The sequence below is a fragment of the Bradyrhizobium sp. USDA 4472 genome, from assembly GCF_054058595.1.
In genome coordinates this window covers 417427-430340 of the sequence record NZ_JBSSAM010000001.1, presented here as the reverse complement: position 1 = coordinate 430340, position 12914 = coordinate 417427, and the positions used below count along the sequence as shown (strand labels likewise).

Sequence of the window (12914 nt, the reverse complement as noted above, 5' to 3'; positions counted from 1 at the left end):
ATCCGCTATCCAGCGTAGACCGGACCAGCCCTGAAGCAGGTTTCAAGTCGCAGTTTGACCCAATTCGGACATGGGCTGTGCGGACTATCACTTGGTCGGTTAAGTCGGTAGAGTGCCACCGGGATGAGGGCGGTATGCGGCGGCGGGACTTTCTAACTCTTGCAGGTGCGGTGGCGTGGCCGCTTGCGGCGCGTGCGCAGCCAGCGGAAATGCCGGTGATCGGCTATCTATCTGAGAACACTCTTTCGGCAAATTTACACGCGGCCTTCCTGCGGGGGATGGCTGCGTTAGGCTACGTAGAAGGCAAAAACCTCCTAATCGAGGACCGACACAAGCCGCAGTCATTGCCTGAAGCTGCGGCTGATCTGGTTCGTCGTAAGGTGAACGTCATTTTCGCGTCAAACCCGGGCGCGCTTTCCGCCGCCATCAAAGCCACGACCAGCATACCTGTGGTTGGAATGGATTTGGAGAGCGACCCCGTTGCGAAAGGATACGTTCAAAGTATTGCCCGCCCAGGCGGCAATATCACGGGAGTGTTTTTAGATATCCCTGAGCTGTGCGGAAAGCAGCTAGGTCTGCTGAAGGAAATCGTTCCCGGGCTATCTCGCATAGCCATCTTTGGCATCCCCGGCCACAACGCGCCGCAATTCGCAGCAACTGAGGCGGCGGCGGGGGCGGTCGGGGTCAAGGCCGAAGTTCTGGAGGTCAAGGTCGCTGATGATTTAGAGGGCGCTTTGGAGGAGGCCAGAGTGCGGCCGGTCGAAGCCGGTATCTTGTTGCCATCCCCTTTCACGTTCCAGTATTCGAAGCTGATCGCGGAATTCGCGCGCGCCAAACGGCTCCCGCTCATTTCCTTGTTCGCCGAGTTTCCAAGAAACGGCGGCCTCATGGGTTATGGACCGAACTTGGACGACTTGTATCGAAGATGCGGAGAGTACGTCGGCAAGGTTTTGCACGGTGCAAAACCAAGCGAGTTACCGCTACAGCGTCCGGAGACGTTTGATCTGATCATCAACGTCAAGACTGCAACGGCGATTGGTGTCGAGTTGCCAGCACGTCTTCAACTGCTCGCCAATGAGCTGGTCGAATAGAGTTCGGACTTCCGCTGTTGGCCCGCTGCTGACCTTCACGCGCACCCCCGCAGCGTCCGCTATCCGGCGTAAACCGGATCAGCCCTGAAATAGGGTTGAAGTCGCAGTTTGACCCATTGCCGACGTCAGACCGCACCATAGAAGTGTCGATATTGCCAAGCGGCTTCCTTTTGCAATTGAGATTCAGACCACGACTGGTTCTGGAAGCGCATGACAGACATAGGTGAGAGATCGACGGGCGGCTTGCCAACTATAATCCAGGTCGCAAGTGCCTCTCCGAGCGTTGGCGAGATCGAAAGGCCGGCGACATTACATCCACTCGCAAAATAGAAACCTGTTGCTCCGGGAGCTGGGCCGAGAACATGATGGCCGTCAGCGGTCATTGTCGGAATGCCGCCACGAAATTCCCGCACCTGAGCGGTTTCCAGGACTGGGAGCTGATCCTTGACGTCAGTCGCGGCGGCACGAAGCACTTCGATGTCGAGCGGCATATCCTTCACATCGAAGCTCGCTCCCAACGACTGCATATCGAAAAATTGGGGCCTTTCCTCGTAGACGCCCCAAAGCAAGCCACCGTGACAGGGACGCGCATACACGGCGGCATCCATGATTCGAACCATGGGCAGATCAGCACGCACGCCATCCAAAGGCTCCGTGATGATCAGTTGCTGTCGGGTCGGCACCAACGGCACGCCAATCCCGCTTGCCTCCGCTACCTGTCGCGTCCATGCACCGGCCGCATCGACAACGATCGGGCTTTCAATGATACCTTTCGCGGTGGTTACGCCGGTCACGTTGCCGGCCGTAATATTGACAGCAAGTACGTCCGTCTTCGGAAGTAAGGTGGCGCCCTGAGCCGCAGCGGCTCTGGCAAACCCGACAGCCACCTGCGCCGGATCGAAATACCTGTCGTCACCGATTCTCATCGCCGCTACCACGCCTGTCGGCTTCAAGAATGGATTGAGGCGACTGGCCTGCTCTGGAGAGATCAGATCGACATCAAGCCCCATGCGGCGGCCGCGCTCAAGGTCGTCCTTGATAACCTCCGCATCTTGCGGGCGACGCGCGATCCTCAGGCTGCCCGAATGCACCCAATCTAGAGGCTGGCCGGTTTCTTCCGTGAACGTTTCGATCTTCCGGCATGCGTCCTTGATGAGGCCTATCATCAAGTCGCCCTTGCGAACGCAGCTCACCATACCAGCGGCGCGAGGCGACGTTTGCGATCCGATATCATGCTTATCGATGAGGACGCCTCTGAAACCCTTGCGTTTACTCAGGTAGTAGGCAGTCGCCGCGCCCAGGGCGCCAGAACCAATGACAATCGCGTCGGCCTTGCTAATCATGGTGCAATGCCCTCGAAATGCGATGGCGACGAAAGACTAACACGCGGCGAGGGCGCTGACCATTGCGATCCTTTCAGTAGGTAAGGTCAGCTGTTGGCCCATCTGCGAAGTTGCGCCGCGTCCGACGGAAGTCCGCTCATCGCGGCAGAGCGGACCTGATTTGCTCAACCTGAGTTCTTCGCAGTTTGACCCAAACCCGACATCGGTCGGGTCGAAATCCCGCGCGCAACGGTTCCTGCTGCGCCTTGAGTTGATACGTGAACCTCGCAGCAGCCGAACCATACTCACATTCATGGACGCTAATATTGATTCGGGGACAGTAGGAGAGTGTGCCGTGCTGGTGCTGCGTTGGATTTCGCTGATCGCGGCGAGGGGGCTTTGGCTGATGCCATTGCTGGCGCAGGAGCGCGGTCGCGTTAGGCCGGCTCATTCCGACATCGTATTGATGAAAAGCAAGGAGGGAACATGCGCAAATCCGTCCGTGGTACCTTTGTCGCCGTGCTAGGTGTTGCCTTTATCGGTGCAACCCTCACACCAATTGCAGCAGAGGAGCCTTACAAGGCTCAACTCGACACCTTGCGAAAATCGCTGGAGAAATATCAGGACTACAAGGCAGCCGTGCGCGACCGCTACCTGTCGACGGTGGGCTGCGTGCATTATTCCGGGGAGAAAGTACCGCACCGCATGGAGTATGCCAAAGGCGCTATGGGAGTGCACTTTGCCAATGTCACAGTGCAGGGCGCTCCTGATCCGATGAAGCCCAACGTATTGATCTACGAACCCGTGGGCAAGGAATTGAAGCTCGTGGCTGTCGAGTGGCTGGTGCCTCTAACGGCCGATACCAAGCAGCGCCCCTCTCTCTTCGACCAGCCCTTCATGGGCCCGATGGAAGGACACTGGCCGCTCATTCCAAAGGAGTTTGTACATTATGATTTGCATGCCTGGTTGTTCAAAGAGAACCCGCTCGGCATGTTTGCGCCCACCAATCCGAATGTTAGCTGCGAGGGCTACGACTTTTCCCTGCTGGAAGAGCCGACCATGATGGTGCCGGGCCCATAAACAAATCGCGAGGTCAGCTTGGCCCATAGCCGACGCAGATCGATGCCGGCTGTTCGCCGCTGTTGGAGCAGAGCAGGCCTGGCAGATTGATGCGTACCGATTTGCGCGCACAGAAAATGGCCCCTTGCGGGGCCATTTCCAGTTTGCGTTGCGCATTAGTCCCAGTGGCGATGATGACGCTTGATCACGACGACATTGTCGCGATGGTGCCAGCCGCGATGCCAGCCGTAGTCACGATGCTCGCGGAATTCGGCGCGGGCGCCGTACGGGCCGTGATGGCCGTGCTTGACGATCACAGTCTCAGCACTTGCCAGCGTCGGCGCCGCAACCGCGAGCGCACCCAGAGCGGCAACGACATAACCAAGCTTCTTCATGATGTCCTCCTCCAATCGAATGCAAATTTAAACGGCGCATTCGCATGAACGTTCCGGAGGAACGGCAAGAGAATTCTGAATGGATGTTCAGGATCAAACAATGGTTAATCGCAGCGCTGCTGCAGCGGCGTCGGCGCGCCGGTCTTGACGTATTTGCCGTCCCTGATCGTGTACTCGCCGCGTTCGCTGCGATTATAGATCGCGCGCAGGCTGCCGTCCTGCGAAAGCATCAGTCCGAATTCGCGCGTCTGCCGAAGCGAAGGGAAGTACACCATCAGATTGAGCAGGCCTTCGGCGTCGACGGTGGCGGACACCACCTCGTTCTCATCCTTGGCGTCGCCGAAATTGCGCCCGTACATCACCCGGCCGTCCTTCCGGACCTCGTAAGTCAGCAGCGCGCCCTTGTCGCGGTCTGGCCTGACAGCACAGTCGACGGCCCACGAGCCGAGCAACCCCCACTGCTCGACCGTCGCCGCGAGCGTCTCGGCATGCGCGAGCGGCGCGAACACGATCCAGAGCACCGCGGCCGTGGCCCAGCGGCTCAAACAACGCGTCATATCCTGAAAGGCCCCGCCTCGAAGAATTCCAAAGTGTATATCCCGACGCGGTCGCGACCTCTAGGCGCGCTTCTCGACATTGGCGCTGCGCGCCGGCACGCCGAACTCCTTGCGGCAGACCTCGGCGAGTACGGCGACCCCCTCCCGGATCTGCTGATGCGACGGGCTCCCAAAGCACATCCGGAGGCGTGAGCCGGCGTAAGCCTTGTTGGTCGACCACTCCGGTCCGGGATTGATCGCGACACCGGCGGCAAGCGCAGCCTTGTGGAGTTTGAGCGTATCGACCTGGTCGGGCAGCTTCAGCCAGAGGAAGATGCCGCCCTTCGGCTCCTCGAATTCGGCCGCGGTCCCGAACTGTTCGTTGAGCGCTTCCATCAGCGTATCGAGCTTGGCGCGTAGCGCTTTCGTCAGCGTCGGCACATGGCTCGCGAAATGCTGAAGGCAATAGGTGCCGAGCACCATCTGCTCCAGCGCCCCGGAGCCTGCATCCGTCTTCAGCGCCAGCATTCGCGACATCGCATCCCAGGGTGCCACGATGAAGCCGACGCGCAGCGCCGGCGCGATCGACTTCGAGAACGAGCCGATATGGATCACGCCGCCGTGCTGGCTCATCGCGTAAATCGCCGGTGGCCGTTGTCCCGACCAGACCAGATCGCTATAGCAATCGTCCTCGAAGACGGGGACGCCGTACGCGGCGGACAGTCGCAGCAACTCGGCGCGGCGCGTCTCCGGCATGATGGTGCCGGTCGGATTCTGCACGGTCGGAATGGTGTAGATGTATTTCGGCCGGATGCCGCGGTTCTTCAGCTCCGCCAGGGCCGCGGCCAGCACGTCCATGCGCATGCCGTGCTCGTCGAGGGGAACGCCGACGGCGTTGACGCCCAGCCGTGCGAGCCGGTCGAGCGAACCCTGATACGTTTCCTGCTCGACGATCACGGTGTCGCCGCGCGCCAGCAGGGCGTTGTTGACGAGGTCGAGCGCCTGCAGCGAGCCGGAGACGATCATGAGGTCGTCGACCGTGCAGCTGATTCCGGCGTCGCGCTTCAGTTTTGTCACCAGGAATTCGCGGAGCGGCACGTAGCCCTGGGGCCCATGCGCCAGTCCGTAGGTGGCGAGCGAACGGCCCTCGCGTTGCAGGGCCAGAGTGGCCGCCTCGATCAGCTCATCGACCGGCACCTGCTCGGAATCGTTGTTGCCGCCGACGAAGCTGTATTTGGCGAGGCCCGTCCAGCGTGCAGAGGGGGCCGGCAGCCCTGCGGGAAACAGGGGCCCGAAATCGAAGCTGAACGTCATGGGAGCGCTCCTCGTTGTTTTTATTGGGCGGCCGGCCTGATCCGGGCCGGGCGCCGCGATTTCGATGATGTCATCATGCCAGTGTTTTGCCCGACGCGTCAAACGGAATTCGTAAAATCAGCATTCATGTCATGCGCGGCCGCTATGCCGTTGATTTTTAGATCCGGCTACTGTGCATGGGGTTGTTTTCGTGTTTCGATCTGGGCCGCGACAGCGCTCGCACGAGCTGCTTTACTTTTTGCCGACCGTCCTGGTCGGGCGTCCCTGGCTGATGAAAGCGTAATGCGCATTGGCGACGCCGCCAACCATCAAGGCCTCGACCGCCGGCTCGGCGATCTCGCCGGTGGCGGCCCAGTCGACGATGAAATTGGCCCCGGTCCCGCCGCGCACGTCATCGGTCGGAATGAAGATCGAGATGGTGGCGAGCGGCTTCACGGCGACCGGCGCCTTCAGATAGCTCTCGACCTGCTTGCCCGCGGTGTCGAAATAGGCGATGCGCCTGACCACCAGTGCTTGCGTCTCGGACGCATTGTGGACGCTCAGCGTCACCGAAAAATCGACCCGCAGCTTGCCCTGGCTCATCGCGACGCTGGAATAGGCCGGCACGTAGAAGCCGCCGGTCACGGCGAGTGGCTCATTCGGCATGGCTTGAAGCGAATCGGCAAAAGTCTGTTCGAGGTTCACTTTGGGCTGCGCGGAGGCTTGCCCGGCGAAGGCGAGCGGGCCTAGCAGCATTGCGGTGGCGAGAGCCGCATGAATGTGACGAATTGCTCGTTTGCCGCGCTGCACCCGGTCTCCAGGGTGCGGCAAAACGGACCAATCTGGCATGCACGAGCTCATTCGCGACACTCTCTGTATCCTGTCTGCCCGGATGCTGGGCCTGCTCGCCCATTCTGCCGGCAACCGCTGATCCCGCCCTACCTTATCGCCGGCCTCTGCACAGGTCCATTCGGTGCCGGCTGTGCTAGCGGCTCTCCATCAGCGCCATCGCGGAGTTCGGCCTGATCTTCATGCTGTTCATGATCGGCCTCTTCGATGCAAGCCCAAAGGCCCGTCCGACGGCGGCCGGCGGGCATATGCGGTTGCATCCAGGACACTAGCGCTTGGGCCCAAGTCCAGCTAAGGCGTCCGTCAGGCCTCCGGCCATAACCGATAGAGATTGGGACATGCCCGATACCGTCCAGGAAGTCTTGCAGGCCTTTGCCCGAGGCGAACTCGTCGTGGTGACCGACGACGATGATCGCGAGGGTGAGGGCGATCTGATCGTTGCCGCCTCGTTCTGCACGGCGGAAAAGATGGCCTTCATCATCCGCCATACCTCCGGCATCGTCTGCGCGCCAATCACCACCGAGGACGCGCGCCGGCTGCGGCTCGATCCGATGGTCGCCCATAACGATTCCGCCCACACCACCGCATTCACGGTCTCGATCGACTACAAGCCTGACGGCGGCACCGGCATTTCGGCGGAAGAGCGCGCCTCCTGCTGCCGCGCTCTGTCCAATCCCAATGCCGGCGCCAACGACTTCGCCCGTCCCGGCCACATCTTCCCGCTGATCGCCAAGGATGGCGGCGTCCTGCTGCGCTCCGGCCATACCGAGGCGGCGGTCGATCTCTGCAAGCTCTCAGGGCTTCCGCCGGTCGGCGTCATCAGCGAGCTGATGAACGACGACGGCAGCGTGATGAAGGGCGAGCAGGTCGCGCAGTTCGCCGCCAGGCACAAGCTGAAGCACGTGACCATCGCCGACATGATCGCCTACCGGCAGGCGCGCGAAAAGCTGATCGAGCGGGTCGCGACGTTCACGACCGAAAGCCCGATCGGGCCGCTCCAGGGCTACGCCTACCGCTCGCCGTTCGATTCGATCGCCCATGTTGCCTTCGTCTATAACGGCGTCGGCGACGGCAAGAACGTGCTGACGCGCTTTCACAAGCCGAATATCGTCAAGGACACGTTTACCGGCCACAAGCGCATGGCGGCGGTGCTCGAGCACTTCAAGAAATCCGGTCGCGGTGTGCTGGTCTATCTGCGCGACGGCGCGGCCGGCGTGCCCGTGTCGCCGCTGCCGGACGAGACGCAGACCGAAGCCGACCGCAACCGCCAGTGGCGCGAGGTTGGCGTCGGCGCGCAGATCCTGCGCGATCTCGGCGTCACCTCGATCCGCCATCTCACCTCGTCGGTGCACGACTACAAGGGCCTTTCGGGCTTCGGCATCGAGATCGTCGCCAACGAGCAGCTCGAAAGCTGACATGCAGCGTCATTCCGGGCTCGCGCTTTGCGCGCCCTGGAATGACGAGACCAGGATGTAATTGCACTTGTTGCCGCGGCGTTTTAATTTGTCCGGCAATTTCTTGACGGAACCAGACCCGAAAGGACGTTTCATGAGCGTGCGCCCTCAGACCAAGGACAAGCCGGCTGCGGCCTCCTTCCAGTGGGACGATCCGTTCCTGCTCGACGAGCAGCTGACCGAAGACGAGCGCATGGTGCGGGACACGGCGCGCGCCTACGCCCAGGACAAGCTGCTGCCGCGGGTCACCAAAGCCTATCTGGAAGAGACGACCGACCGCGAGATCTTCAACGAGATGGGCGAGCTCGGCCTCATCGGCATCACGCTGCCTGAGGAATATGGCTGCGCCAATGCGAGCTACGTGGCTTACGGCCTCGTCGCGCGCGAGATCGAGCGGGTCGATTCCGGATATCGCTCGATGAACTCGGTGCAGTCTTCGCTGGTGATGTACCCGATCTACGCCTATGGCGACGACAGCCAGCGCAAGAAGTACCTGCCCAAGCTCGCCAGCGGCGAGTGGGTCGGCTGCTTCGGCCTGACCGAGCCCGATGCCGGCTCCGATCCGGCCGGCATGAAGACACGCGCCGAGAAAGTCTCGGATGGCTACCGCCTGACCGGCAGCAAGATGTGGATCTCGAACGCGCCGATCGCCGATGTCTTCGTGATCTGGGCCAAGTCGGCCGAGCACGACAACCAGATCCGCGGCTTCGTGCTGGAAAAGGGCATGAAGGGCCTCTCCGCCCCGAAGATTGGAAGCAAGCTCAGCTTGCGCGCTTCCATCACCGGCGAGGTCGTGATGGATGGCGTCGTGGTTCCCGAAAGCGCGCTGCTGCCCAACGTCTCCGGCCTCAAGGGTCCGTTCGGTTGCCTCAACCGCGCCCGCTACGGCATCTCCTGGGGCGCGCTCGGCGCGGCGGAGGATTGCATGCACCGCGCCCGCCAGTACACGCTCGACCGCAAGCAGTTCGGCAAGCCGCTTGCCGCGACCCAGCTGGTGCAGAAGAAGCTCGCCGACATGGAGACCGAGATCGCGCTCGGCCTTCTCGGTTCGCTGCGGGTCGGCCGCCTGATGGACGAGGGCAAGTTCGCCCCCGAGATGATCTCAATCATGAAGCGCAACAATTGCGGCAAGGCGCTCGACATCGCCCGCGTCGCGCGCGACATGCACGGCGGCAACGGCATCTCGGCCGAGTACCACGTGATGCGCCACGTCCATAATCTCGAGACTGTCAACACCTACGAGGGCACGCACGACGTCCATGCCCTGATCCTGGGCCGCGCGATCACGGGCATTCAGGCGTTTTTCTGAGCAAGCCGCCTGAGCGTGGAGTGAGATTTCAAACTGCGTCATGGCCGGGAAAAGCGCGAGCGCGTCTTCGCGCTGACGTCCCGGCCGTCCACGTCTTGGACCACGCGAAGAACCTGTATGCTCGGCACACGGCCAGGCATGACGACGCCAGCAAGGTATGAGCAAGCCATGTCCGACAATGACGACGTCCCGTTCAACCGCAACTTTCCGCTGAAAGCCGGCGTCGTCGAGGAAGTCCGCCCCGGAGTGCGGCGGGTGCTCTGCAGCAATCCGAGCCCGTTCACCTTCACCGGCACCGTCAGCTACATCGTGGGCCAAGGCAACGTCGCGATCATCGATCCCGGTCCAGATGACGAGGCGCATGCGGCCGCGCTGCTCGATGCTGTCAGCGGCGAAACGGTGAGTCATATCTTCGTCACTCACACTCACCGCGACCACTCGCCCAACACGGCGCGGATCAAGCGGGCGACCGGCGCGCGCGTGTATGCCGAAGGCCCGCACCGCGCCTCGCGGCCGCGCTTCGAGAGCGAGAAGCACAATCCGGAATCCGGGTCTGATCGCGATTTCGTGCCCGATGTCAGGCTCGCCCATGGCGATGTCGTCGAAGGCGCCGGCTGGCGGCTCGAGGCCGTGGCCACGCCCGGTCACACCGCAAACCATCTCGCCTTCGCCTGGCCCGAGCGAAAATTCAACTTTGTCGGCGATCACGTGATGGGCTGGTCGACCTCGATCGTGGCGCCGCCCGACGGCTCGATGATCGACTACATGGACTCGCTCGATCGGCTGGCTGCGCGCGGGGAGGATCTGTATTTCTCCGGCCATGGCCCTGAAATCCCGGATGGTCCGCGCTTCGTGCGCTTTCTGATCCGTCACCGCAAGGCGCGCGAGGCCTCGATCCTGCACCGCCTCGGCAAGGGTGAGACCGACATCCCGACCATGGTCCGCGCGATCTATATCGGCATCGATCCGAGGTTGACGACGGCCGCCGGCTACTCCGTGTTGGCCCATCTGGAGGACCTGGTCGCGCGCGGAATTGTCGTGACTGACGGCGATCCCGTGATTGGCGGGACGTACCGGATGGCTTGAGGCGAGTGGCGAATAAGAGGGCTTTCACTCGCTATTCGCGACTGGCTATTCGCTATTTCTTCACCGTCTTCGCGGGCGCCTTCGGCGGCGCCACTGGCGTCTTCTTCACCGGTTTCAGCGCGTCGGCATCGGCTGCGGTGTTGAGATCGTCGATGAACTTGGTCACCCGCGCCGCGTTGCTGCCGAGGTCGCTCTCGAAATAGCGCGAGGCCGAGCGGATATCGACGCGGGAATCGTCACCATCAGGCACCACCCTGATCGAGACGTCCTCGCGAAAGCCCATGATCGGCGTGCGCGCCACCGCCTCGATGCGGCCCATGCGTCGCGGCGGCTGCGGCTCGCGTTCGTCGATAATGGTCCATTTGCGCTTGATGACGAGCCGGCGCGCGATCGCGTACGCCCGGTCGACGGGGATCTCAAGCTCGATCGGCTCGATATCGGGGTAGAAATGGCGCTGCTGCTCGGCCGAATAGAGGCCGGCATAAACGGCGGTGTTGGTGCCATCGCCGGTGCGCAGGCGCGACAGCGCGTCGAAGCGTGGAGGGTCGATCGGGTCGGTCGTAATGTCGTGGATCGGCGGCAGCTTGCGATAGAGCAGGGCTTGATACGCGGGATAGGCAAGGATCGCCCCGTCGATCAGGAAGGCGAGCAGGATGCGCGCCATGCCGCGCGAGCCGTTCTGCCAGATCGCGGCAAAGCCGGCGAGGCCGAACAGGATGGACAGTCCAGCGATCGCGAGCCCGCCAAAGAAGGTGGCCAGCGCCGGCTTCATCTCCAGGAAGTCGAAACGGACGATGATGATCGACACCACCACCGCCACCACCGCGAACACGGCGAGATTGCGCGCCCAGTTCGCGAGGCTGGACACGGGCTCCGACTGGTAGGGAGCGGAAAACCTGCGGGCCATGCTGTTCCATCAACGATGTGAGCCGCCGGGCGAAAGCCTGACGACGGGAGCAAGCTGACCTAGCGCATTTTCCGCAGGGCTGTGAAGCGGTTTGTCCCGGTTCTGAACCGGTGAAAGTTCGGGTGGGAGCGATCGATCCAAGGGCCGCGACGAGCCACATGGGTGTGTATGGCGGTTCGAAAGCGAGGGGCTGTTCGCAATTGTGCGGCCCGAAAACGAACACGGCCCCTTGAAGGGACCGCGTGAGAGAGGTGCACCGACAGGTGCGCCTCGCTCATGTGCTCTCGATTTTCGACCAGGCCTCAGTGCGTGACCAGGGGGCAGGCCGAATCCGACAGCTTGCCGAATGCCTCCTCGCCGGACATGGTCTGCACCAGCTTGTAGTAGTCCCAGGGCTGCTTGGATTCCTCGGGCTTCTTCACCTGCATGATGTACATCTCATGCTCCATCAGTCCGTCGGCGCGGATCTTGCCGTTGCTGGTGAACATGTCGTCGATCTTCATCTTCTTGAGCTCGGCCATCACCTTGTCGGAGTTGGTGGTGCCGGCAGCCTTGACCGCGTTGAGATAGGCCATGGTGGCCGAATAGTAGCCGGCCTGGTTCATGGTGGGCTCGCGCTTGGTCTTCTCGTAGTAGCGCTTGGCGAAGGCGCGGGTCTTGTCATTGAGATCCCAGTACCAGCCGGTCGTCAGATAGAGCCCCTGCGCGGTCTTGAGCCCGAGGCTGTGAATGTCGCTGATGAAGGCGAGCAATGCGGCCGGCTTCATCGTCTTGGCGATGCCGAATTCGTCGGCGGCCTTGATCGAGTTGGTAAAGTCGTTGCCCGCATTGGCGAGGCCCAGCACCTGCGCACCCGAGTTTTGGGCCTGAAGCAGATAGCTGGAGAAGTCGGAGGTCGAAAGCGGCACGCGCACCGCGCCGACCACCTTGCCGCCATTGGCCTCGACGACGTTCGAGGCGGCTTCCTGCAACTGGGTGCCGAACGCATAGTCTGCCGTCAGGAAGAACCAGGTCTTGCCACCCTGTTTCACCATGGTCTTGGCGGTGCCGTTGCCGAGCGCCGTGGTGTCGTAGACGTAGTGCACGGTGTAGGGCGTGCAGTCCTTGCCGGTCAGCGATGCGCCGGCGGCGCCGATCGCGATGAACGGGATTTTCTTCTCCTTGGCAACATTGTTCATAGCCAGGCTGACGCCGGTGTTCGAGCCGCCCAGGATCATGGTGACGCCGTCGCGGTCGGCCCATTCGCGGAATTTCTGCGCACCAAGATCCGGCTTGTTCTGATGGTCGGTGACCATGAACTCGATCTTGTTGCCGAGGACGCTGCCACCGAAATCCTCGATTGCCATCTTGGCCGCTTCGACCCCGCCAGGGCCGATCACGTCGGCGTAGAGACCGGACATATCATCGATATCACCGATCACGACCTTGTTATCGGCCGCCTTTGCGGCGGTGACGGCCGCCATGGACGCGGCCAGCAGCCACGGCAGCATTCGCAGCGAAAATTTCATCTTGAGCGTTCCTCTTATTGGCTTGGAGTGCGGCGGCGACGTTAGGGAGCCGCCGCGGCGCCTCCAATTCGTCTTTGGTCGCGTGGCCCGCAAACGAAAAAGGCC

Annotated in this window: 12 protein-coding genes; 5 read left to right on the top strand and 7 right to left on the bottom strand. The window is 62.0% G+C overall.

Annotated elements, in window-relative coordinates:
• Positions 1-134: 134 nt before the first annotated feature.
• A complete protein-coding gene (locus ACVWZ4_RS01990) occupies positions 135-1091 on the top strand; it encodes an ABC transporter substrate-binding protein (protein ID WP_456737962.1) in 957 nt (318 codons plus the stop codon).
• Positions 1092-1216: 125 nt separating this feature from the next.
• On the opposite strand, the gene ACVWZ4_RS01985 is transcribed toward ACVWZ4_RS01990, so the two are convergent.
• A complete protein-coding gene (locus ACVWZ4_RS01985) occupies positions 1217-2434 on the bottom strand; it encodes an NAD(P)/FAD-dependent oxidoreductase (RefSeq protein WP_456739740.1) in 1218 nt (405 codons plus the stop codon).
• Positions 2435-2899: 465 nt separating this feature from the next.
• Here ACVWZ4_RS01985 and ACVWZ4_RS01980 point away from each other — a divergent pair, with 465 nt between their 5' ends.
• Entirely contained in the window at positions 2900-3493 is a 594-nt protein-coding gene (locus ACVWZ4_RS01980) for a hypothetical protein (protein ID WP_456737964.1), read from the top strand.
• Positions 3494-3648: 155 nt separating this feature from the next.
• Here the strand turns inward: ACVWZ4_RS01980 and ACVWZ4_RS01975 are convergent, their stop codons facing one another.
• From ACVWZ4_RS01975 to ACVWZ4_RS01960, 4 genes are all read right to left on the bottom strand, one after another.
• Entirely contained in the window at positions 3649-3867 is a 219-nt protein-coding gene (locus ACVWZ4_RS01975) for a hypothetical protein (RefSeq protein WP_092227754.1), read from the bottom strand.
• A gap of 104 nt (positions 3868-3971) precedes the next feature.
• Complete coding sequence (locus ACVWZ4_RS01970) at positions 3972-4424, bottom strand: hypothetical protein (protein WP_456737965.1); 453 nt, start codon at positions 4422-4424, stop codon at positions 3972-3974.
• 60 nt (positions 4425-4484) lie between these two features.
• Positions 4485-5717, bottom strand: a complete 1233-nt coding sequence (locus ACVWZ4_RS01965; protein WP_456737966.1) for an aminotransferase-like domain-containing protein — start codon at positions 5715-5717, stop codon at positions 4485-4487.
• A gap of 231 nt (positions 5718-5948) precedes the next feature.
• Positions 5949-6452 carry a DUF3124 domain-containing protein gene (locus ACVWZ4_RS01960; RefSeq protein WP_456705203.1) on the bottom strand — a complete coding sequence of 168 codons (504 nt, stop codon included), beginning with the start codon at positions 6450-6452 and terminating at the stop codon, positions 5949-5951.
• Positions 6453-6883: 431 nt separating this feature from the next.
• On the opposite strand from ACVWZ4_RS01960, the gene ribB reads away from it, so the two are divergent.
• The 3 genes from ribB (at position 6884) to ACVWZ4_RS01945 (ending at position 10394) form a co-directional block, all read left to right on the top strand.
• The gene (ribB, locus tag ACVWZ4_RS01955) at positions 6884-7960 is read left to right on the top strand and encodes a 3,4-dihydroxy-2-butanone-4-phosphate synthase (protein ID WP_456702273.1); all 1077 of its coding nucleotides are present in this window, start codon (positions 6884-6886) and stop codon (positions 7958-7960) included.
• Positions 7961-8093: 133 nt separating this feature from the next.
• A complete protein-coding gene (locus ACVWZ4_RS01950; RefSeq protein WP_092227544.1) occupies positions 8094-9308 on the top strand; it encodes an acyl-CoA dehydrogenase in 1215 nt (404 codons plus the stop codon).
• A gap of 168 nt (positions 9309-9476) precedes the next feature.
• Positions 9477-10394: an MBL fold metallo-hydrolase gene (locus tag ACVWZ4_RS01945; protein ID WP_456737968.1), complete on the top strand. Its 918-nt coding sequence runs from the start codon at positions 9477-9479 to the stop codon at positions 10392-10394.
• Between the two features lie 52 nt (positions 10395-10446).
• Here the strand turns inward: ACVWZ4_RS01945 and ACVWZ4_RS01940 are convergent, their stop codons facing one another.
• Positions 10447-11301, bottom strand: coding sequence for a DUF1499 domain-containing protein (locus ACVWZ4_RS01940; protein ID WP_456702275.1), 855 nt, complete (start codon positions 11299-11301; stop codon positions 10447-10449).
• A gap of 302 nt (positions 11302-11603) precedes the next feature.
• Positions 11604-12809, bottom strand: coding sequence for an ABC transporter substrate-binding protein (locus ACVWZ4_RS01935; RefSeq protein WP_456739739.1), 1206 nt, complete (start codon positions 12807-12809; stop codon positions 11604-11606).
• Positions 12810-12914 lie beyond the last annotated feature (105 nt).

Excerpts from the sequence above, each read along its gene's own strand:
- ACVWZ4_RS01935 (WP_456739739.1), bottom strand. The coding sequence starts at position 12,809 with ATGAAATTTTCGCTGCGAATGCTGCCGTGGCTGCTGGCCGCGTCCATG.
- ribB (WP_456702273.1), top strand. The coding sequence starts at position 6,884 with ATGCCCGATACCGTCCAGGAAGTCTTGCAGGCCTTTGCCCGAGGCGAA.
- ACVWZ4_RS01940 (WP_456702275.1), bottom strand. The coding sequence starts at position 11,301 with ATGGCCCGCAGGTTTTCCGCTCCCTACCAGTCGGAGCCCGTGTCCAGC.
- ACVWZ4_RS01950 (WP_092227544.1), top strand. The coding sequence starts at position 8,094 with ATGAGCGTGCGCCCTCAGACCAAGGACAAGCCGGCTGCGGCCTCCTTC.
- ACVWZ4_RS01990 (WP_456737962.1), top strand. The coding sequence starts at position 135 with ATGCGGCGGCGGGACTTTCTAACTCTTGCAGGTGCGGTGGCGTGGCCG.
- ACVWZ4_RS01980 (WP_456737964.1), top strand. The coding sequence starts at position 2,900 with ATGCGCAAATCCGTCCGTGGTACCTTTGTCGCCGTGCTAGGTGTTGCC.
- ACVWZ4_RS01965 (WP_456737966.1), bottom strand. The coding sequence starts at position 5,717 with ATGACGTTCAGCTTCGATTTCGGGCCCCTGTTTCCCGCAGGGCTGCCG.
- ACVWZ4_RS01945 (WP_456737968.1), top strand. The coding sequence starts at position 9,477 with ATGTCCGACAATGACGACGTCCCGTTCAACCGCAACTTTCCGCTGAAA.
- ACVWZ4_RS01975 (WP_092227754.1), bottom strand. The coding sequence starts at position 3,867 with ATGAAGAAGCTTGGTTATGTCGTTGCCGCTCTGGGTGCGCTCGCGGTT.
- ACVWZ4_RS01970 (WP_456737965.1), bottom strand. The coding sequence starts at position 4,424 with ATGACGCGTTGTTTGAGCCGCTGGGCCACGGCCGCGGTGCTCTGGATC.
- ACVWZ4_RS01960 (WP_456705203.1), bottom strand. The coding sequence starts at position 6,452 with ATGCTGCTAGGCCCGCTCGCCTTCGCCGGGCAAGCCTCCGCGCAGCCC.
- ACVWZ4_RS01985 (WP_456739740.1), bottom strand. The coding sequence starts at position 2,434 with ATGATTAGCAAGGCCGACGCGATTGTCATTGGTTCTGGCGCCCTGGGC.